Origin of the sequence: Zeimonas sediminis, assembly GCF_023721795.1 — a bacterium.
GTDB classification, from domain to species: domain Bacteria; phylum Pseudomonadota; class Gammaproteobacteria; order Burkholderiales; family Burkholderiaceae_E; genus Zeimonas; species Zeimonas sediminis.
The window spans coordinates 1691869-1711592 of sequence record NZ_JAMQYE010000001.1 but is presented as its reverse complement, the minus strand read 5'-3'; the positions used below and the strand labels follow the sequence as shown (position 1 = coordinate 1711592).

At 67.8% G+C, this 19724-nt stretch carries 17 protein-coding genes; 13 read left to right on the top strand and 4 right to left on the bottom strand.

Annotated features, from left to right (window positions below):
* Positions 1 to 11 precede the first annotated feature (11 nt).
* The 6 genes from M6I34_RS07990 to M6I34_RS07965 are packed head-to-tail and all read left to right on the top strand — an operon-like array spanning position 12 to position 5656.
* Complete coding sequence (locus M6I34_RS07990; protein ID WP_272485167.1) at positions 12 to 1142, top strand: ABC transporter substrate-binding protein; 1131 nt, start codon at positions 12 to 14, stop codon at positions 1140 to 1142.
* An 18-nt stretch (positions 1143 to 1160) separates the two neighbouring features.
* Positions 1161 to 2024 carry a branched-chain amino acid ABC transporter permease gene (locus tag M6I34_RS07985; protein WP_272485166.1) on the top strand — a complete coding sequence of 288 codons (864 nt, stop codon included), beginning with the start codon at positions 1161 to 1163 and terminating at the stop codon, positions 2022 to 2024.
* Positions 2021 to 2983 carry a branched-chain amino acid ABC transporter permease gene (locus M6I34_RS07980; protein WP_272485165.1) on the top strand — a complete coding sequence of 321 codons (963 nt, stop codon included), beginning with the start codon at positions 2021 to 2023 and terminating at the stop codon, positions 2981 to 2983. The genes M6I34_RS07985 and M6I34_RS07980 overlap by 4 nt, the downstream gene beginning before the upstream one ends.
* Positions 2980 to 3768 (top strand): ABC transporter ATP-binding protein, encoded by a 789-nt coding sequence (locus M6I34_RS07975; RefSeq protein ID WP_272485164.1) that lies wholly within the window; start codon positions 2980 to 2982, stop codon positions 3766 to 3768. The genes M6I34_RS07980 and M6I34_RS07975 overlap by 4 nt, the downstream gene beginning before the upstream one ends.
* Positions 3755 to 4492 carry an ABC transporter ATP-binding protein gene (locus tag M6I34_RS07970; RefSeq protein WP_272485163.1) on the top strand — a complete coding sequence of 246 codons (738 nt, stop codon included), beginning with the start codon at positions 3755 to 3757 and terminating at the stop codon, positions 4490 to 4492. The genes M6I34_RS07975 and M6I34_RS07970 overlap by 14 nt, the downstream gene beginning before the upstream one ends.
* A gap of 24 nt (positions 4493 to 4516) precedes the next feature.
* Positions 4517 to 5656 carry a mandelate racemase/muconate lactonizing enzyme family protein gene (locus M6I34_RS07965; RefSeq protein WP_272485162.1) on the top strand — a complete coding sequence of 380 codons (1140 nt, stop codon included), beginning with the start codon at positions 4517 to 4519 and terminating at the stop codon, positions 5654 to 5656.
* A gap of 16 nt (positions 5657 to 5672) precedes the next feature.
* On the opposite strand, the gene M6I34_RS07960 is transcribed toward M6I34_RS07965, so the two are convergent.
* Together M6I34_RS07960 and M6I34_RS07955 are read right to left on the bottom strand one after the other, a co-directional pair.
* A complete protein-coding gene (locus M6I34_RS07960) occupies positions 5673 to 7949 on the bottom strand; it encodes a molybdopterin-dependent oxidoreductase (RefSeq protein ID WP_272485161.1) in 2277 nt (758 codons plus the stop codon).
* Between the two features lie 105 nt (positions 7950 to 8054).
* A complete protein-coding gene (locus M6I34_RS07955) occupies positions 8055 to 9179 on the bottom strand; it encodes a Fic family protein (protein WP_272485160.1) in 1125 nt (374 codons plus the stop codon).
* A 266-nt stretch (positions 9180 to 9445) separates the two neighbouring features.
* On the opposite strand from M6I34_RS07955, the gene M6I34_RS07950 reads away from it, so the two are divergent.
* Entirely contained in the window at positions 9446 to 11191 is a 1746-nt protein-coding gene (locus M6I34_RS07950) for a PHA/PHB synthase family protein (RefSeq protein ID WP_272485159.1), read from the top strand.
* 17 nt (positions 11192 to 11208) lie between these two features.
* On the opposite strand, the gene M6I34_RS07945 is transcribed toward M6I34_RS07950, so the two are convergent.
* The gene (locus M6I34_RS07945; RefSeq protein WP_272485158.1) at positions 11209 to 13257 is read right to left on the bottom strand and encodes a Kelch repeat-containing protein; all 2049 of its coding nucleotides are present in this window, start codon (positions 13255 to 13257) and stop codon (positions 11209 to 11211) included.
* Positions 13258 to 13739: 482 nt separating this feature from the next.
* Between M6I34_RS07945 and M6I34_RS07940 the strand changes: the two genes are divergently transcribed.
* The 5 genes from M6I34_RS07940 to M6I34_RS07920 all read left to right on the top strand — a co-directional run bounded on the left by M6I34_RS07940 (position 13740) and on the right by M6I34_RS07920 (position 17945).
* Positions 13740 to 14828: an FCD domain-containing protein gene (locus M6I34_RS07940; protein ID WP_272485157.1), complete on the top strand. Its 1089-nt coding sequence runs from the start codon at positions 13740 to 13742 to the stop codon at positions 14826 to 14828.
* 32 nt (positions 14829 to 14860) lie between these two features.
* Positions 14861 to 15418, top strand: coding sequence for a VOC family protein (locus M6I34_RS07935; protein WP_272485156.1), 558 nt, complete (start codon positions 14861 to 14863; stop codon positions 15416 to 15418).
* A gap of 38 nt (positions 15419 to 15456) precedes the next feature.
* The gene (locus M6I34_RS07930) at positions 15457 to 16320 is read left to right on the top strand and encodes a fumarylacetoacetate hydrolase family protein (protein WP_272485155.1); all 864 of its coding nucleotides are present in this window, start codon (positions 15457 to 15459) and stop codon (positions 16318 to 16320) included.
* Between the two features lie 74 nt (positions 16321 to 16394).
* Positions 16395 to 17360: a tripartite tricarboxylate transporter substrate binding protein gene (locus M6I34_RS07925; protein WP_272485154.1), complete on the top strand. Its 966-nt coding sequence runs from the start codon at positions 16395 to 16397 to the stop codon at positions 17358 to 17360.
* 6 nt (positions 17361 to 17366) lie between these two features.
* Complete coding sequence (locus tag M6I34_RS07920) at positions 17367 to 17945, top strand: amino acid synthesis family protein (RefSeq protein ID WP_272485153.1); 579 nt, start codon at positions 17367 to 17369, stop codon at positions 17943 to 17945.
* Between the two features lie 138 nt (positions 17946 to 18083).
* Here M6I34_RS07920 and M6I34_RS07915 read toward each other — a convergent pair whose 3' ends face one another.
* Positions 18084 to 19115 (bottom strand): zinc-binding dehydrogenase, encoded by a 1032-nt coding sequence (locus tag M6I34_RS07915; RefSeq protein ID WP_272485152.1) that lies wholly within the window; start codon positions 19113 to 19115, stop codon positions 18084 to 18086.
* Between the two features lie 147 nt (positions 19116 to 19262).
* Here M6I34_RS07915 and M6I34_RS07910 point away from each other — a divergent pair, with 147 nt between their 5' ends.
* Positions 19263 to 19709, top strand: coding sequence for a type II 3-dehydroquinate dehydratase (locus M6I34_RS07910; protein WP_272485151.1), 447 nt, complete (start codon positions 19263 to 19265; stop codon positions 19707 to 19709).
* Positions 19710 to 19724: the final 15 nt, after the last annotated feature.

Genomic DNA, 19724 nt, shown 5'->3' with positions numbered 1-19724 from the left:
GGGAGCGAGAGATGAAGATCGGAACACTACTCACCACCTTGTCGGCGGCCGCAGTCCTTGCGAGCGCGACGTCCGCCCAGGCCCAGGACATCAAGATGGGCGTCATCGCGGGAATGTCCGGGCCGGGGACGTCCTACGGCATCGGCATCCGCCAGGGCGCCGAGATGGCGGTCAAGGAGATCAACGCCGCCGGCGGGGTCAAGGGTCGCAAGATCTCGCTGGTCGTCGTCGACGACGCGAGCAATCCGGCGCAGTCGGTCACCGCCATGCAGCGGCTCTCGAGCGAGGGAGTCGACCTGATCGTCGGCGGCTGGGGCAGCTCTCAGGTGCTCGCGAACATGGAAGTCGCCGAGCGCGCGGGAATCCCGTACATCGTCGTCGGAGCGACCAACCCGAAGATCACGACCGAGAAGAACAAGTGGACGTTCCGCGTGATCTTCACCGACGCAGTGCAGGCCGAGCAGATCGCCGACGCCGCGGTCAAGCGACTCGGCATGAAGCGGATAGCGATCATCCACGACGCCAACGACTATGGAGTCGGGAATCGCGACGTCTTCGTCGAGAACCTCAAGAAGCTCGGCGTCGATCCGGTCAGCGTGGTTTCCTACCAGAGCGCCGACAAGGACTTCACCGCACAGCTGAGCCGCATCCGCGAGGCGAACCCGGATGGCGTCGCGGTGTTCGGGACCATCCCCGCGGCGCCGGCGATCATGAACCAGGCGCGCGACCTCGGCATCAAGGCGCGCTTCATCGGCACGGGCGGACTCGCCAACGAGAACCTGATGACGCTGGCGCCGAAGGCCTCGGAAGGGACCGTGTTCACGACCTACTTCCACGAGGACGTCGATCCCGAAGCCAAGGCCTGGGCCGAGCGATATGTCAAGGAGTTCAGCGGCGGCTCCCAGCCGCCGCGCCCCGTGCTGGCGGCATGGGAGTACCGGGCCATCAAGTTCATCGCGGTTCCCTGCCTGGAAGCCGCCGGCACCGACAAGGAGAAGCTGCGCCAGTGCTTCTCGGGCTGGAAGGGCAAGATCTTCAGCGTGCCCGGTGAGGCCCATTTCGACAAGACCGGTCAGCTGATCCAGCAGTCGGTCCTGGTCGAGGTGCGCGGCGGCGCCTTCCAGGCCTTCAAGGGTCAGTGAGCCTGGCAAGGGGCGGCCATGTTCGAGCAACTCGTCATCGGCGGATTCGCCACCGGCTGCATTTATGCGGTCGTCGGCCTGGGGTTCACGCTCGTCTACCGCACGCTGCGGATGGTGAACTTCGCGCAGGGCCACGTCTTCATGGCCGGGGCATTCCTGGGGCTGGTGATCGCCGAGCGTGTGCCGCTGCCCGCCCCGTTGCTGCTGGTCGCGGTCGGGGCGGTGGCCTTCGTTCTCGGGATGATCCTGGAGCGCGTCGTGTTCCGGCGCCTCTATCACAACCACGAGGTGTTCATCGTCGGCTCGATCGGCTTGGGGATCATCCTGATGAACGGGGTGCGCGTCTTCTTCCCCGAGCCGGTGCCCTTTCCGAAGGTGTTCGGGACGGCGATCGTGGAGATCGGGACGGCCCGCGTCCCGGAGGCCAGTCTCTGGGTCGTCGGGTGCACTGTTGTCTTCGTTGCGCTGCTGCACGTCATGTTCAGCTACACCCGCGCCGGCCGGGCGCTGCGCTCGGTTGCCTCCGACGCCGAAATCGCCGGAGCGGTGGGCGTGAACGTGACGCGGGCGATCGGGGCGACCTTCGGCCTGAGCTTCGCTGTCGCGGCCATGGCTGGAGTCCTGATCGGACCGCTCTACTTCGTCGCCTTCGACATGGGGGACATGGTCGGCCTGAAGGCCTTCTCCGCGGCCGTCTTCGGTGGAATCAACAGCGTTGCCGGGACGATCCTCGGCGGAGTCGTGATCGGCGTCCTGGAGAATCTCGCGGGGGGCTATGTCTCGTCCGCATACAAGGATCTGGTCGCCTTCGTCATTCTGCTGATCATGCTCGTCTGGCGGCCCACGGGGCTCCTCGGGCGCGAGACTCCGATCAAGGTGTGAAGGTGAAAAGACCGTACAAGCGCTGGTCGTTGGCGCTGCTCGCGCTGCTGGCTCTTGCCGTGTTGCCGGCCTTTGCGCCGCAGTACGTCGTCCACATCGTCAACTTCGTCTTCATCTACACGCTGCCGGTGATCGGGCTCGGCTTCCTCACCGGATTCACCGGGCGGGTGTCTCTTGCACAGGGGGCGCTCTTCGGGGTCGGCGCGTACACGACGGCGCTCCTCACGACGGGCTTTGGCTGGAGCCCGATCGCGACACTCGCGCCGGCGATCCTGGTGACTGTGCTGCTCGCAGTTACGCTCGGCGGGGCTGCGGTCCGCCTCGCGGGCCTCTACTTCGTGATGGCCACGATCGGAATCCAGCAGATCGTCTGGATCGTCCTGATGAACTGGATCGATCTGACGAACGGCCCGCAGGGGGTCAGGTCGATCCCGCCAGTGAGCATCGGCGGCCACGCTTTCGAGACGACTCATCAGTTCTACTTCCTGGCGCTGGCGTTCGCCGCCGTTTCCTACGTGCTGGCCAAGCGGATCATCGCCAGCCGGCTCGGGCTGTTCCTGCGCGCCCTGAGCGACGACCAGCTGGCCGCCTCGTCCGTCGCGGTCGACGTCAACCGGGCCAAGGTCACGGCCTTGGCCTTGTCCGCGGCATGGGCGGGGGCGGGAGGATTCCTCTATGCCCACTACGTCCGCTACATCCATCCGGACATGTTCGGCCTCGAGCCGTCCGTCCTCTTCCTCGTGATGAGCATGTTCGGCGGCTATCGTTCGCTCGAAGGCATGATCTTCGCCACCGCCGTGCTCGAGTCCGCGACGGAATACCTCAGGCCCTTCGGCGAGTTCCGGATGATCGTCTACGGCCTGATCCTGCTGCTCGGGATGATGTACTTCCCGAAAGGCATTCTGACGCTCGTTCAGCGGCGGGGTACGAAGGCGCAGGCCGGGGAGGGGACGCAATGAAGCTTCTCGAGGCTTCGAAGTTGAGCCTGGCTTTCCGGGGCGTGCGCGCGTTGGTGGATGTCGACCTCGAGATCGCCGAGGGCGAGCTCGTTGGCATCATCGGCCCGAACGGCTCCGGAAAGAGCACGCTGTTCAATGTCCTGTCCGGCATCTATCGCTGTGACCAGGGGCGCATCGCGTTCGGCGGCGCGAGGATCGAGAGACTGGGCGCCGCCGGCATCGTTCGACACGGCCTCGTTCGGACATTCCAGAACAAGCGGCTTTTCGGGTCGATGACCGTGCTGGAAAACGTCCTGGTCGCCGCGATGAAGGGCCGCGGAGGATCGGCCGCCGGCGACGTCTTCGGGCTTTCCTCTTCGCGCGCGGCCTCGGCTGCTGCCCTGGAGCTGGCACGGGAGTGCCTCGAGCGGGTCCAACTCTCCGATTGGGGAGATGTTGCTGCCAAGGACCTGCCGTACGGCGCACAGAATCGGCTCGAGATTGCGAGGGCGCTCGCCTTGCAGCCTCGTCTCCTGCTCCTCGATGAACCGGCGGCCGGCTTGAATCCCGCCGAGCGCGGCGAGTTGCGCGAGTTGATCCAATCGGTTCACGAGGAAGGCGTGACGATTGCGCTGGTCGAGCATGACGTGCGAATGGTCACCGGGCTTTGCCAGCGAGTGATCGCCCTCGATCACGGCGAGAAGATCGCCGACGGCCCCTCGGCCGAAGTCATCAACGATCCCCGTGTCCTGGCCGCCTATTTCGGCGAGGCTGAAACCGAGGAGGCGACGAGTGCCGAACGCTGATGCCAATGGCGGGACCCCGGTCCTGGAGACGCGCGACCTGCACGTCTTCTATGGGAAGGTTCACGCGGTCCAGGGGGTTTCCATCGAGGTGAGGCAGGGCGAGGTCGTCGCCATCCTCGGCGCGAACGGCGCGGGAAAGAGTTCCGTCATGCGGGCCCTGATGGGGCTGGTGCCGGCGCCGCGCGGCGAGGTGCTGCTGCGCGGTCAGCAAATCGGCGCGGCCAGGAGCGATGTCCGGGTAGCGCACGGCATGGCATACGCTCCGGAAGGGCGCCGGGTCTTCGGCGACCTGACCGTGCACGAGAACCTTCTGATGGGGGCCTACGTTGTTCGTGACGGGGGCCAGGTCGGGAAACGGATCGAGGAGATCTACGGATTGTTTCCACGGCTACGTGAGCGGAGCGACCAGGTCGCGGCCACCTTGTCGGGCGGCGAGCAGCAGATGCTCGCGATCGGGCGGGCGATGGTTCGCGAGCCGGACGTCATGCTGCTCGACGAGCCCTCCCTCGGGCTGGCGCCCGTCATGGTGAAGGTAATCTACGAGACGCTCAGGCTGATCCGCGAGCGCGGCATGACCCTCTTGCTTTCCGAGCAGAGCGCGCACATCGCACTGCGGATCGCGGATCGGGCATACGTGCTCGAGAACGGCCGAGTCGCCTTTTCCGGCCGGGCTGCGGATCTCCGGAACGACCCGGCGCTTCGCGAGTCGTACCTCGGCGCATGACCCACCATCAACTGTTCTCCTGAGATGAAGATCAGCGAAATCAAGGCCTACCCTCTGTCCTTCCGGGTTTCCAGTGCCGGCGCCGTCCGGCTGGGGATCGGGCGAACCGTCAAGCGCGATACGGTGATCGTCAAGATCGGCACGGACGAGGGTCTGGTCGGCTGGGGGGAGGCGCATCATGGAAGGGCGCCCGGAAGCGTCGCGCACCTCATCAACACGACGCTCGCCAATCTGGTGATGGGCATGGAGGCCACCGACGTTGTCGGCGTCTGGGAGCGTGTGTACAAGATGCAGCTCTCGAGCCACGGCATGGGTGCGGCATCGGCAATCGCGCTGAGCGGCGTCGACATGGCCCTCTGGGACCTGCGCGCCAAGGCGGTCGGCTGGCCCCTGTATCGCCTTCTGGGCGGGCGCTCTAAGCCGATCCCGGCCTATGCAGGGGGGATCTCCCTCGGCTACCAGCCGCCCGCCCAATTGGTCGACGAGGCGCGCGGACTGGTCGAGCGGGGCTACCGCGCGCTGAAGCTGCGCGTCGGTGACTCCTGGCGGGCGGACGTTGAACGGGTCGAGGCGGTCCGCAAGGCTCTCGGGGAGTCCATCGAGATCCTCGTCGATGCGAACACCAACTACACGGTGGACGATGCGCGGCACGCGATGCCTGCCTTCGACGCGCTCCGGGTCGGCTGGCTCGAGGAGCCGTTCCCGCCGCACGACGCGCGCAGCTACCGCGCTGCAGCGGGGTTCGGCTCCACGCCCCTGGCAGCGGGCGAGAATCACTACACCCGGTTCGAGTTTCAGCGGGTAATCGAGGACGGCGTCATCTCGGTCATTCAGCCCGACTTGTCGAAGACCGGCGGGCTGACCGAGGGGCTGCGCATCGCTGCGCTCGCCTCGGCCTGGAAGCTGCGCATCAACCCGCACACCTCGGCAACCGGGCTGAACATGGCGGCGACGCTGCACTTCCTGGCCAGCATCGACAATGGCGGCTACTACGAGGCCGATGCCTCGACGGAAAACCTCTTTCGCGATCGGCTGACCAGCAAGGCTTGCGAGGTCGATCCGGAGGGGTTCGTGCTTCCTCCCGAGGCTCCCGGACTGGGTGTCGAGATCGATGAGGAGTTCATTCGCGCCCATCCCGTCATCGAGGGGCCGGGTTACGTCTAGCCAACGAAGGACCGCCTCACTTTCCCCGCAACGCCCCAAGTTCGTACCGCCGAATCCCCACCAGGCAAGTGTGCGCGCTGCATCCGCCCGAAAAGGCCGAGCTCCCGCGATCCAGCGTCAGCACGTTCGGGTTGCCCGAGTCTTCGATCGCCCCCTGGGCATCCGAGCTCGGCGAGAACCAGGCGCCCGTCGGCAGCGACGCCACGCCTTGCCGGATCGAATCCGAGATCCTCACGCCCGCCAGGCAGCGGCCGCGGTCGTTCCACAGTTCGGCCACGTCGCCGTCGCTCAGCTCGAGCCGCTGCGCGTCTTCGGGGTTGAGGGTGACCGCCTCGCGCCCGCCCACCTTGCCCGACTGGCTCAGCGCGCCGTAGTCGATCTGGCTGTGCAGCTTCAGCGGCGGCTGAGGGCTGATCAGGTGGAAGGGGAAGCGCTCGGCGAGCGGGCCGTTCAGCCACTCGGGCGGCTCGAGCCAGCTCGGGTGCGGCGGGCAGTCGGCATAGCCGAGCTTTTCCAGCGTCTTGCTGTGGAGCACGATCCGCCCCGATTCGGTCTGGATCGGGTGCGCCTTCGGATCCGCGCGGAAGTCGGCCATGTGCTGGTAGCCGGATCGGCAGGCAAGCTGCGCGTGGCCGCGCTCCCAGAACGCGTCGAACGCCGGCATCTCGTGCCCTAGCCGCTCGCGCAGCACGGTGGACATCTCGCCGTACAGGTGGCGCAGCCAGCCCATCTCGTCGCGGCCTTCGGTGAACGCCTGCTCCACGCCCAGCTCGCTCGCCACGTGCCGCATGATCTCGTAGTCGCTGCGCGACTGCCCGAAGGGTTCGACCGCCTTGCGCATCGCCAGCACGTACTCGGAGCGCCGGTTGCCTGCGATGTCGTTGCGCTCGATCGAGGTCGTCGCGGGCAGCACGATGTCCGCGCGTTGCGCGGTGGGCGTCCAGAGCGGCTCCTGCACGACGATGGTCTCGGGGCGCTGCCAGGCCTTGCCGAGCCGGTTCAGGTCCTGGTGGTGATGGAACGGGTTGCCGCCGGCCCAGTAGACCAGGCGGATGTCTGGGTAGCGGTGCTCCCGGCCTTCGTAGGTGAAGGGCGCGCCGGGGTTCAGCAGCAGGTCCGCGATGCGCGCTACCGGGATGAAGCTCGCGTTCGGCTTGCGCCCTTGCGGCAGCGCGGGCGACGGGCCGAGCGTGACCGCGGCGCCGGTGCCGGCGGTCGAGCCGAAGCCGAAGGCCACGCCGCCGCCGGGCAGGCCGATCTGGCCGAGCACCGAGGCCAGGCCCACCGCGGCCCACCAGGGCTGTTCGCCGTGCACCGCGCGCTGCAGGCTCCAGCTCTGCGAGATGAAGGTCCGGCGGCCGCCCAGCGATACCGCAAGCTTGCGGATCCGGTCGGCGTCGAGCCCGGTGATCGGCGCGGCCCATTCGGCGTTCTTCGCGATGCCGTCGGTGCGCCCGCTCAGGTAGGCGAGGAACTCGTCCGAGCCACTGCAGCAGCGCGACAGGAAGTCCGCGTCCTGCCGGCCGCGCGCGACGACCTCTCCGGCCAGGCCGAGCAGCAGCGCCGCGTCGGTGCCGGGAATGATCGGCCACCATTCCGCGTTCAGCCAGTCGGGCGTGTCGTCGCGGCGCGGCGAGACCAGCACCACCCGGGCCTTGCGGCTAGCGAGCCGCCGGAGGTGCGTTTCCAGGGTGTGGCGCGCGACGCCGCCGGCCTCGTTCTGCGCGGTTCGCGGCGTGAGCCCGCCGAAGGCGAGCACCACCTCGGCGTGATTCGACACCGCCTCGAGCGAGGTGCCCAGGCCGAGGTAGTCGGCATCGCTGCCGAGCACGTGGCGCGCGATGACCGCGCCCGCGCCGTAGCTGTAGGTGTCCTTGTGCCCGGTGTAGCCGCCGACCAGGTTCAGCAGCCGCTTGATCTGGCTCTGCGCGTGGTGGAAGCGCCCGGCCGAGGTCCAGCCGTACGATCCGGCGAAGATCGAATCGTTGCCGTGCTGGCGGCGCACACGGTCGATCTCGCCCGCCACCAGCCGGGCGGCCTCGTCCCAGCCGACCGGCACGAAGCGCTCGCGCCCGCGCCCGCTGCGGTCGCTGCCTTCGCGTTTGCTCAGCCAGCCCTCCCGCACCATCGGGCCGGCGATGCGGCGCGACGGATCCATCCAGTCCTTGACCGCCTGGATGATCGGCGAGGGCGCGGGATCCTTGTCGAACGGCTCGATGCCGACGATCTTCCCGCCGTCCACGAGGATCGTGAATGCGCCCCAGTGCGCGCAGTGGGGAATTCGCTGGATCATCGGCGTCTCCGGTTGTGTCGGGGGCAGTCTAAGCCAAGGCTCGACGCTGGCGCGCGGCGCTCGTGCGCCGGACCGGGCCGGGCGCAGCGCGGGCCATGCCGGCTTCTATTGCGGCGGCTCGTTCAGCTCGTAGCTGGTGCTGCGTCCTCCCGCGTCCGATTTCCGCAGCAGGCCCCGCGCAAGCAGGTCGCTGATGTCGCGCAGGGCCGTATCGGGCGAGCATCTGGTGATCGCCGCCCACTTGCTGGTGGTGAGCTTGCCTTCGAAGCCGTCGAGCAGGCGGTTGAGCAATTTCACCTGCCTTTCGTTCAAGGGCTGCGCGCCCCATCGCTGCCAGAAGCGCGCCCTGGCAAGTACGGTGTCGAGGTCATGCTGGGCCTGGTCGATGGCCCGGTGCAAGGTTTCGAGGAACCAGGCGAGCCACTCGGTAACGTCGAGCGTTCCCTTCTGCGTGCGCTCCAGGATGTCGTAGTAGGCCTTGCGCTCGCGCTGGATCTGCGCCGACAGGCTGTAGAAGCGCTGGGGGCTGCCGTCGGCGCGTGCCAGCAGCAGGTCGCCGATGGCCCGGGCGATCCGGCCGTTGCCGTCGTCGAACGGGTGTAGCGTGACGAACCACAAGTGACCGATGCCGGCCCTCAGCAGCGCCGGTTCCCCGGGCGGGGCATTGATCCAGTCGAGGAATTGCCGTGTCTCCGCCTCCAGGTGATCTGCAGGGGGGGCCTCGAAGTGCACGTGCTGCCTGCCGACCGGGCCCGACACGACCTGCATCGGGCCGCGGGCGTCGTCGCGCCAGCGGCCAACCCTGATCTCGTCAAGGCCCGAGTAGCCGGTGGGGAAGAGGGCGGCGTGCCAGCCGAACAGGCGCTTGCGCGATACCGGCGCATGACAGTTGGCGGTGGCATCGAGGACCATGTCGACGATGCCTTCGACGTGGCGATCCACCGGGGCCAGCGCGCCGATGTCCAGGCCCAGGCGCCGGGCGATGCTGGAGCGCACGGATTCGACATCCAGCCGCTCGCCTTCGATCTCGCTGGTCTTGACCGCATCTTCGGTGAGCGCAGCCAGGCTCGCCTGATCGCGCAAGGGCATTCCGGCGTCTGTCAGGCGGCCCATCAGCAAGCCCTGCGCGCGACTGACCTCGGCCATCGGGTCGGCCAGCGCCGCCAGGTCGTATCGCCAGTTCGGCCAGTCGCGGGCCTGCCAGATGTAGCGATAATCTCCGCGTTTCATGCGGAGATTATGGTGTCCATTCTCCGCAGGGGCAAGTCGGCGCTCGTGGTTCGTGCGGCTCCGGACCCGGTTGGTCTCGAGGCAGATCCTGACCCTGCTCGAGCCGCGTGGCTATCGATCATGACCCGAACACTCGCGCGCCTGCAGGTTCCCCGATAGCGCGCTGCAGCCTCCGGAGAAGGCCGAACGGTGGCGGTCCGGCGTCGGGACGTGCGGGTTGCCGTAGACTGCCCGCAAAGCCAAGAGCAGAGCAGGGGGAGACGCCGATGAGCAAGCCGGGCCAGCCCGTTCCCGAGACCCACGATTTCGACCGCGAGTTTCGCGCGCAGCTCTCGCAGATGACCGCCGGCATGGCGCCGACCGCGTTCACCACCGCCTGGGCCGACTGGGCGATGCACCTGGCGCAGTCGCCGAGCCGCCAGGCCGCGCTGCAGAAGCAGGCCTTCGAGCGCGCGCAGGATACCTGGGCCTTCGCGCTGCGGGCGCTGGGCGGCGAGAGCGTGTCGCCGGCCGAGGGTTTCGAAGGCGAAGCCGACCGCCGCTTCGGCGGCAGCGACTGGACGCGCTTTCCCTTCAACGTGTATGCCCGCGCTTACCAGAACAACGCGGCGCTGATGAAGTCGGCGATCGGCGGCGTGGGTGGGGTCACCGAGTACCACTCGCAGCTGCTGGAGTTCGCCCTGCGGATGCTGCTCGACGCGAGCTCGCCGTCGAACTTCCTTGCGTCCAATCCGGAGCTGCTGGCGCTGACCCAGGCCGAGCAGGGACAGAACCTGGCGCGCGGGCTGAAGCACCTCTTCGAGGACATCGACCGCACGCTGCGGGGCGCGGCGCCGGCGGGCGTGGAAGCGTTCGAGGTCGGCGAGACCCTGGCCGTCACGCCGGGCAAGGTGGTGTTCCGCAACGAGCTGATCGAGCTGATCCAGTACTCGCCGGCAACGCAGGACGTGTTCGCCGAGCCCGTGCTGTTCGTGCCGGCCTGGATCATGAAGTACTACATCCTCGACCTGAGCCCGCGCAACTCGATGGTGAAGTACCTGGTCGACAAGGGGCACACCGTCTTCATGATCTCCTGGAAGAACCCCGACGAGAGCGACCGCGAGATGGGCATGGACGACTACGTCGAGAAGGGCCTGCGCGCCGCGATCGATGCGGTGACAGCGATCGTGCCGAAGCGGCGCATCCACGCGGTGGGCTACTGCATCGGCGGCACGCTGCTGTCGATCGGCGCGGCAGCGCTGGCGCGCGACCGCGACGAGCGGCTCGCCTCGGTGACGATGTTCGCCGCGCAGACCGATTTCACCGAGCCTGGCGAGCTGGCCTTCTTCATCAACCCGAGCCAGCTCGCGATGCTCGAGGCCACGATGCACCGCAAGGGGGTGCTCGAGAGCCGCCAGATGAGCGGGGCCTTCGTGCTGCTGCGCGCGCAGGACCTGCTCTGGCAACCGATTGTCGACCAGTACCTGAAGGGGCAGCGCGCGCCGATGGTCGACCTGATGGCCTGGAACGCCGACGGCACGCGAATGCCCTGGCGCATGCACACCGAGTACCTGTATCGCCTGTACCTGGACAACGAGCTCGCGACGAACCGGTTCCCGGTGGGTGGCAGGCTGGTACGGCTCTCCGACATCCGGGTGCCGATGTTCGTCGTGGGCACCGAGACCGACCACGTGGCGCCCTGGAAATCGGTCTACAAGGTCGACAACCTGGTGCGCTCGGACGACTTCACCTTCCTGCTCACCTCGGGTGGCCACAACGCGGGCATCATCAGCGGGCCGGTGCACCCTAAGCGGCACTACCGCATGCTCACCCGCGGGCTGGCCGATCCGCACATGGCGCCGGACGAGTGGGTCGAGGCCGCCACGAAGCACGAGGGCTCCTGGTGGCCGGCCTGGCAGGCCTGGCTCGCGGCCCGTTCGGGCGTGCGGGTCAAGCCTCCCGCGATGGGCGCGCCGCGCAAGGGCTACGCGCCGATCGAGGACGCGCCGGGGAGTTACGTGCGGCAGCGCTAGGTCCGCATCTCCCGGGTTCACTGCGGCTGGTAGCGTCCTCCGCTGTCCAGGTTCGTGAGGAATACGTCGTAGCCGCCCCAGAGAATCATGCCGCCTCCGTCCCACACCGCGGTGTGACCCATTCGCGGGGCGGGCGCTCCGATCACCGGGATCGCCTGCCAGGTATCCGTGCCAGGCAAATAGCGTCCGCCCGCCGAGTAGTGCGGGCCGTTCGCCTGGCCACCTCCCCAGACCAGCATTTCGGTCCCGGTCCAGACGCTGACGTGGCCGTAGCGGGCCAGGGGCGCGCAGAGTTCGCCGATCGGCGCCCAGGAGCCGGAGGCCGGGCTGAACCTGCCTCCGGAGCGCAGCGGATCCGTCGCATTCCTGCCGCCCCAGACCAGCATCTCCTTCCCGGTCCACACCGCCGAGTGTGCTGCCCGCGGGCTCGGCGCGCCGGATGCGGGAATCGGCGACCACGCGTCGGCAGCCGGGTCGTACCGTGCGCCATCGCCCAGGCTTCCGCTGGTGTTGCCCCCTCCCCACACGATCATCTCGCTGCCCGTCCACACGGCCGTGTGGAAGACGCGAGGGCTGGGCGAGCCGGCTGCGGAGATCGGCGACCAGGTGTTCGTCGACGGGTCGTAGCGCGCGCCGTCGCCCTGGGGCACGCCGCCGCTGCCGTAACCTCCCCAGACGATCATTTCGGCGCCAGTCCACACCGCCGTGGCCGAGGAACGCGGCGACGGCGCGCCGGATGCCGACATCGGGCTCCACGTGTCCGACGTCGGATCGTAGAGCGCGCCCGAGTCAAGGTATGCGCCAGGCCTGACGCCGCCCCACACGATCATCCGGCTGCCGGTCCAGACGGCGACGTGGTCGGTGCGCGATTCCGGCGCGGCCGCGCCGCTGATCGGGGACCAGGCGTCGGATGCCGGCTCGTAGCTCGCGCCGTCCGCGTAGCCGCCGCCCCATACGATCATCCGGCTGCCGGTCCAGACGGCGGTGTGGCCCGTCCTCGGCGTCGGCGCGCCGGTCGTCGATGTCGTGCCCCACATGCCGCTGCCTGCGGGCTGCGTCGTGAAAGACCAGGAATACTCCGTGGCCAGCGGATTGCGGGCGAGGTCCTCGATGCCGGTCGTGAGCGTCGCGGTGTACGTTGCTGCGTTGGCCAGCGGATTCCTGGGGAACAGGTAGAGCGTGCCAGTGTAGTCAACCCCGACCGAGCCGCTGACCAGCTGGTTCGTTGCGTCCTTCAGCAGGAAACTGCTTTCGTTCACCGACTCCCTGTAGAGCGTTTCGCTGAAGCGAGCGGACACCGGAGCCTCGGTCGGCACGCATGTCTCGCCATTCGCCGGGGACGTGGACGCAACGGTAGGGGGAACGAGGTCCAGGGTGCCGGTCGTGAACGACCAGGTATACGGCGCTGCGAGGGAATTGCCCGATTCGTCCCTCACGCCGGTCGTGACGGTCACCGTATGGCGCTTCGACGTCTCGAGCAGGGAGCCCGGGGTGTAGGTTGCCACCCGGTCCGCGTAGCTGACGGTTCCAGCAACGGCGCCGCCCGACTCGTCCTGGAGCAATATGTTCGACGGAGTCATCGTCGCCGGGTTCATCGGCTCGCTGAAGACGACGAGAAGCGAGCCGTTGACCGCCACCCCGGTTGCGCCGTTCGCGGGCGTCGTGGAGGTGATCGTCGGCGCGACGGTGTCCGGCGTGCGCGTCACGGTGATTCGCGCGCGCCCCAGGTTGCCTGAGGGATCGGTGGCGGTCACGGTGATCGGGTTGTCGCCGAGCGCCAGGTCGATACCTTCCCACCACGTGTGGGTGCCCAGGATCGCCGTGCCGAACAGCCAGACGTAGCTGACCCGCTGGGTGGCCTGGCCACTCTCGCCTGTCGCTGCGTTGGACCAGGTGACGGTCACCCCGGTATCGGTGGCGCTGCCGCTGCAGCAACGCGACCACGTCGGGCTGATGAACGCCTCGCCCGAGAGAAATACCCCCGGCGAGTCGGTCGAATAGGCGGGCGGGGTTGGCACCTCGATCGTGACCCAGCCGGCGCCGACCTTGTCGGGATCGTCGATCACGGTGGAATCATCGCCTCCGCCGCCTCCGCATGCGGCAAGCATTGCCATGAAACCGATTGCGAGCCACCGGACGATCACTTGGCGCCCCCGAGTCTGACCTGAAAGACGTGTCTGCCCTGGCCAAGAGGCAGGCCATGGCCCGCAAGCCCGAAGGTGAACAAGCCAACGCGAACCGATTAGAGCATTCGGGCACTCATTGGCTCCTTGACACCCGTCAAGCCGGGGAGACCGCTTGCTACCGCCCGAGGTCCCCGCCATGCCCCCGCCATTCGTCCTGAACGGCACCTACCTGAAAATGCTCGGGCGGTGCTGGCCCCCATCCGCATGCCTCGCGAAAGACCTTCTGCACCACTGACTCTCGCAAGGATCGCCGCCGTGCTTCGGCGTGAGGGGCCTCGAAACGTCGATCGACGTCCCATACGGATGCGCGCGACGCTCCGCGCCCAGCAGACTCTGGCTGCGGACTCACCGCGCCGCCGAAGATGCTCACGACCCGCCAGATCCTCGATCACAGCGTTAGCAGCGAGCCGTGGCCGGCTGGCAGCGTCGACTTCGGCGGCCTCGCCTCGGCCTACGAAACCGCGCTGGCCGCAGCTCGCGTCGAGTTGTTCCGGAGCGGCGAGTTCGTGGAGCTGGGCATCGGCGCCAACGTGCTGGATGATCCGCTGCTCGCGCTCGGGCACTCCGCTGCCGAGCTGCGCTCATGCGCTGGCGCGGCCGACCTGAGGGCAGGCGACATGGTGACCACCGGCACTTGGACCGACGCCTGGCCGGTGAGGGCCGGCGAGCGATGGGCGACCCGTTACGAGCAAGTTCGGTCGGCGGCTGTGCAAGAAATTTGTCATGACCCCAACTTTGTGCATAAAATGAACGTCATGCAAAAACAAGACGACCATGCACCGACCTTGGCAGAGCAGGCCTTCGCCCGCCTGCGCGGAGACATCCTGAAAGGACGGTTCGAGTCGAGCGCGAAACTGAAGCTCGAGGAGCTTCAGCACCTCTACGGCTTCTCCAGCAGCCCGCTGCGCGAGGCCTTGACCCGCCTGTCCCAGGAAGGGCTGGTGCGCGCGGACGAGCGGCGCGGCTTCCGGGTGGCAGCGATCTCGCTGGCCGATCTCGAGGACATCACCCGGATGCGCCTCATGCTCGACGTCCCGGCCCTGGCGGATGCGATCGCGCACGGCGACGATGCCTGGGAAGCGGCCGTGGTCGCGGCCTTCCACCTGCTCGAGCGGATCGAGTCGCGCTTCGGTGACGGCCCTCTCGTGCTCGACGACGACTGGTCGCGGGTTCATCGCGACTTCCACATGACGCTTCTTTCCGCCTGCCCGTCGGAGCGCCAGAAGCAATGGAGCGCGAGCCTCTTCGACCAGGCGGAACGCTACCGGCGGTACTCGGCGCGTCATCGCCAGGTTCGACGCCGGAAATCGACGGAGCACCGCAAGCTGATGGATGCGGCGCTGCGCCGTGATGCCGGAACGGCCTGCGCTCTGCTTGCCGATCACATCGAGAGCACGCGGCGCAATGTAGATCTCGCGATGCGTGCCGCCGCGGGATCGAGATCGCACTGAGCCCCTGCAAGACAGGCACCCGAGGAGACCTCATGCTGAAAGTCAGCCGTCCGACACCATCGCACTTCGGCATCTACGTCACCGACGTCGAGCGCATGGTGGAGTTCTACACCAAGGTCTTCGGCCTGACGATCACGGATCGCGGGGTCGGCCGGACCTTCAAGAACACGCTGGTGTTCATGAGCGCGAGCCCCGACCAGCACCACCAGCTGGTGCTGGCATCGGGTCGGCCCCCTGAGGCCACTTTCAGCACCGTGATGCAGATCTCGTTCGCCGTGCCCGACATCCAGCACCTGCGGGATATTTCCCGCCTTGCGGCGGAGATGGGCGCAACCAACGTGCGCGGGCTGAACCACGGCAACGCCCTGTCCGTCTACATGCATGACCCCGAGGGCAACACGGTAGAGGTCTACGTCGACATGCCTTTCTACATTGCGCAGCCGCACGGGGACCCGCTCGACCTGTCCAAGAGCGACGACGAACTGATGCGCGAAACGGAAGCCATCTGCCGGGCCGATCCCACCTTCAAGCCGCTCGACCAGTGGCAGGCGGATTTCGAGGCCGCCGCTTCGGTCCCGCGGCGCGGCTGATCGCTCGAACCGATCCAGGAACTTTCAACGGAGACTCAATGAAACTGCTTTCCTTCATCAATGGTGGTCGCGAGACCTGGGGCGCCGTCGTCGGCGACGGCGTCGTCGACCTCGGGAAGGTCTTTCCCCAGTACGCCACGCTGGCCGACTACATCGGCTCCGGCGCGTACCTCGAGGCTGCAAAGCACGTGGCGGGGCGCGCTGCCGATGCGAAGCTCGCGGACATCACCTTCCTGCCGGTGATTCCGCGTCCGGAGAAGATCGTCTGCGCAGTGCGCAACTACATGGACCACCACCAGGAGGTGATCGCGGCGGGCATGCAGCGCGAACTGTCCGAGCAGCCGCCGATCTTCCTGCGCGTCTGGCGCTCGCAGTGCGCGCACAACCAGCCGATCGTGTTGCCAAAGGTGTCCGAGTCGCTCGACTGGGAAGGCGAGCTCGCGGTGATCATCGGCAAGGAAGGCCGGAACATTCCCGAGGAGCGCGCCTACGAGCACGTGGCCGGCTACTCCTGCTACAACGACGGCAGCATCCGCGAATGGCAGTTCCACGCCAAGCAGATCGCGTCCGGCAAGAACTTCGAGTCGACCGGCGGCTTCGGCCCGTGGATGGTCACGGCCGACGAGATCGAGCCCGGCAAGCCCCTGAAGCTCGAGGTGCGGCTGAACGGCGAACTCATGCAGTCCAGCCACACCGGCCACATGATCTTCAGCGTTCCGAAGCTGATTGCCTACGCTTCCGCGATCTTCACGCTGGTTCCGGGAGACGTGATCGCGACCGGCACGCCGGCCGGCGTGGGCTGGAGCCGCAAGCCGCCCCGTTTCATGAAGCCGGGCGACGTGTGCGAGGTCGAAATCGAGGGCATCGGCGTGCTGCGCAATCCGATCGTGGCGCAGACCTGAATCGCAGATGAGGCACCCGCGGCGCCTGCCGGGCGCCGCAACGAAGACAAGCGTTCAAGAACGAGGAGACGACGATGGACCGCAGAAACTTTCTCGCAGCGGGAGCCGTGCTTGCGTTGCCCGCGCTGCCGGCCCTTGCGCAGGGCTATCCGGAGCGGCCGATCAAGATCCTGCAGGGCTTCGCGCCCGGCGGCAACGCCGACACGATCGCTCGCGTGGTCAGTGCGGAGATGAGCAAGGGGCTGGGGCAACCGTTCGTGGTCGAGTCGCAGACCGGCGCGGGTGGAACGATCGCTTCCACGACGGTCGCTCGTTCGAATCCCGACGGCTACACGCTGCTGCTCGCGACCGGTGGCCATGCGGTGGCCGGCGCGATGTACAACAGCCTTCAGTACCGGACGGTCGAAGACTTCGAGATGATCTCGACGATCACCTACTTCCCGTTCCTGATCGTCACGACCGCCGATTCGAAGTACAAGGGGCTCGGCGACCTGCTGGCGGATGCCCGTTCGTCCGCCGGTGGCGTGAACTACGGCACCGCTGGCATCGGCAGCACGCATCACCTGGGGCTCGAGCTGCTGGCGAGGATGGCCAAGGCGAAGCTGAATCACGTGCCCTATCGGGGCGACGCCGCCTCGCAGGCAGGCCTGCTGTCGGGGGACGTGCCATTCATCATCTCGCCGCCCACTGCCGTGCTCGGAAACATCAAGGCCGGGAAACTCCGGGCGCTGGCGGCGACCGGGCCGCAGCGCTGGGCCGGGCTTCCGGATGTGCCGACGGTCGCGGAGCAGGGCGTGCCGGGCTACGACGTCCGGTCCTGGGCGGGGCTCATGGCACCGCGCGGCACGCCGCAGCCCATCGTCGATCGACTCAACGCCGAGGTCCTGAAGGCGCTCGAAGTGCCGGCCATCAAGACCCGGCTGGCGGACATGGGGGGCGAGGCACGCGGCAGCAGCCCCGCGGAGATGAAGGCCATGGTGACGGAGCAGGTCCAGAAGTGGTCCCAGGTCGTGGCCGACGCCAACATTCCGAAACAGTGAGCCGCCATGTCACTCATCGCTGTTCGAAAACGTAGCCTGACGATCGAGACCATCCACCACGAGGGCGGTCCCGTTGCCGAGAGGCCGCTGAAGCTTGCGGCGGCCTGCGCGGTGATCCGGAACCCCTATGCCGGCCGCTACGAGCCCGACCTGATGCCCTTCATGGCCGAGCTGCGTTCGCTGGGCACTTCGCTTGCCGAGGAGCTCGTCGGCGTGCTGGGAAAGGAGAACGTCGAGGTCTACAGCAAGGCCGCGATCGTGGGGGTGGACGGCGAGCTGGAGCACGGGGCCGTCTGGCACGAGGCCGGTGGCTGGGCGATGCGCGCGGTGCTGGGCGATCCAAAGGCGATCGTCCCGGCGGCAAAGGCGGTCGCCGCGACCGGCTATCGGCTGATGGTGCCGCTTCACTACATCCACGCTGCCTACGTGCGCAGTCACTTCAACAGCATGGAAGTCGGCATCCAGGATGCGCCGCGCCCCAACGAGATCCTCTTCGCATTGGTGATGGGCACCGGTGGCCGGATCCATGCGCGGATCGGCGGCCTCACCAAGGAGCAGGTCTCCGTCCACGACGGACAGCGCTGAGCCCGGCCGCGGTCGCGTGCGCGTGCGCGCTCGCCCGGCGCGGCGCGCTTCACCTGCCGGGCGGGTGCCCGCGCCCGCGAGCGAGGAGCGCCAGTGACGCGACGCCGCTCAGCGGCAGCAGGCCGAAAGTGAAGATCACTAGCGAAGGTCCAGCCCGATCTTCCCGAACTGCACGCCCGACTCGAGCCGGCTCAGCGCCTCGTGGACGCGGTCGATCGCGAACTCGCTGTCGATCACCGGCACGATGCCACGCTGCTCGACGAAGGCCAGCAGGTCCCGGAACTCCGACAGGTCGCCCAGCGTGGATCCGAGGATCTGCAACTGCCGGATGAAGATCCGGCGCAGGTCCGCCGGGGGCTGGTCGCCGGTCGTGGCGCCGCAGGTGACCAGCCGTCCGCCGCGCACAAGCGACTTCATGGCCGAGGGCCAGACCGCCTCGCCGACGTTCTCGATCACTACGTCGACGCCCCGGCCGCCGGTGTGCGACAGGACTGCCTTCGCCACGTCCTGCGTCTTGCCGTTGATCCCGTGGTCGGCTCCCATCGCCAGCGCGCGCTCGAGCTTGGTGTCCTCGCGCGAGGTGACGATCACCCTGGCGCCATAGGCCTTGGCCAGCTGCATCGCGGCCAGCGAGACCCCGCCCCCGATGCCGAACACCAGCACGGTCTCCCAGGGCCTGAGGCGGGCCTTCGTGAACAGCATTCGCCACGCGGTCAGGTGATTGACCCCCAGCGCGGCGGCCTGGACGAAGCCCAGGCCCGGCGGCATCGGGAACAGGTTCCGGGCCGGCACGCTGATCCACTGCGCGAAGGTGCCGTCGCGGTGCTCGCCCAGCAGCTGCATCTTCGTGCACAGCACGCCTTCGCCGCGCTGGCAGAACTCGCACCGGCCGCAGGTGATGCCCGGGTAGACGACGACTCGTTGCCCGGGCGACAGCAGCTTCTCGTCGGGGTCGATCTCCTCGACGATGCCGGCGCCATCGAGCCCCATGATCTGTGGCAGCCGGTGGGTGATGCCCGCGCCGCTGTTGCGCATGTAAAGGTCGACCTGGTTGAGGGTCGCCGCGTGCAGCCGCACCAGCGCCTCTCCCGGCTGTCGCGCGGGGCGCTCGCAGTCCCTGACCTCGACCACTTCGTTTCCGCCGTGGCCGGTGATGAACACCGCCTTCATTCGCTGTCCTCCTGTCGCGCGACGAGCGTGACGGCTCGGGCCCTCCGTGCGATGTTATCGCGACGCCCGCGTTATATGCTTTCCACGCCGTCCGCGGTCACGCCCGGCGGCCGGCGCCCCAATTCCAACGAGCGAGACGTCACTGCCATGCCAACTCCCCTGTTCGTCCTGAACGGCGCCAACCTGAACATGCTCGGCAAGCGCGAGCCGCACATCTACGGCACGACCACGCTCGCCGAAGTCCAGGAGATGACCGAGAAGCTCGCGGCCGAGCTGGGGCTGGACTGCGACTTTCGCCAGACCAACCACGAGGGCGAGCTGGTCGAGTGGATCCAGGAAGCCTTCGAGAAGGACGCGGCGTTGATCATCAACCCGGCCGGCTTCTCGTTCGGTCGGGTGCCGGTGCTCGATGCGGTGCGAATGATCAAGCAGCCGGTGATCGAGGTGCACATCTCGAACATCCACGCGCGGCCCGAGCCGCACACGCACTCGCTGATCTCGCGCGGGGTGACCGGCGTGATCTGCGGGCTGGGGCCGGGCGGCTACCTGCTGGCGGTTCGCGCAGTGGCCGACGCGCTGAAGGCGCGCGGCTGATCGAAGTCGTCGGGC

Excerpts from the sequence above, each read along its gene's own strand:
- M6I34_RS07940 (WP_272485157.1), top strand. The coding sequence starts at position 13,740 with ATGCTCACGACCCGCCAGATCCTCGATCACAGCGTTAGCAGCGAGCCG.
- M6I34_RS07925 (WP_272485154.1), top strand. The coding sequence starts at position 16,395 with ATGGACCGCAGAAACTTTCTCGCAGCGGGAGCCGTGCTTGCGTTGCCC.
- M6I34_RS07915 (WP_272485152.1), bottom strand. The coding sequence starts at position 19,115 with ATGAAGGCGGTGTTCATCACCGGCCACGGCGGAAACGAAGTGGTCGAG.
- M6I34_RS07975 (WP_272485164.1), top strand. The coding sequence starts at position 2,980 with ATGAAGCTTCTCGAGGCTTCGAAGTTGAGCCTGGCTTTCCGGGGCGTG.
- M6I34_RS07935 (WP_272485156.1), top strand. The coding sequence starts at position 14,861 with ATGCTGAAAGTCAGCCGTCCGACACCATCGCACTTCGGCATCTACGTC.
- M6I34_RS07990 (WP_272485167.1), top strand. The coding sequence starts at position 12 with ATGAAGATCGGAACACTACTCACCACCTTGTCGGCGGCCGCAGTCCTT.
- M6I34_RS07965 (WP_272485162.1), top strand. The coding sequence starts at position 4,517 with ATGAAGATCAGCGAAATCAAGGCCTACCCTCTGTCCTTCCGGGTTTCC.
- M6I34_RS07950 (WP_272485159.1), top strand. The coding sequence starts at position 9,446 with ATGAGCAAGCCGGGCCAGCCCGTTCCCGAGACCCACGATTTCGACCGC.
- M6I34_RS07955 (WP_272485160.1), bottom strand. The coding sequence starts at position 9,179 with ATGAAACGCGGAGATTATCGCTACATCTGGCAGGCCCGCGACTGGCCG.
- M6I34_RS07930 (WP_272485155.1), top strand. The coding sequence starts at position 15,457 with ATGAAACTGCTTTCCTTCATCAATGGTGGTCGCGAGACCTGGGGCGCC.
- M6I34_RS07920 (WP_272485153.1), top strand. The coding sequence starts at position 17,367 with ATGTCACTCATCGCTGTTCGAAAACGTAGCCTGACGATCGAGACCATC.
- M6I34_RS07985 (WP_272485166.1), top strand. The coding sequence starts at position 1,161 with ATGTTCGAGCAACTCGTCATCGGCGGATTCGCCACCGGCTGCATTTAT.
- M6I34_RS07910 (WP_272485151.1), top strand. The coding sequence starts at position 19,263 with ATGCCAACTCCCCTGTTCGTCCTGAACGGCGCCAACCTGAACATGCTC.
- M6I34_RS07960 (WP_272485161.1), bottom strand. The coding sequence starts at position 7,949 with ATGATCCAGCGAATTCCCCACTGCGCGCACTGGGGCGCATTCACGATC.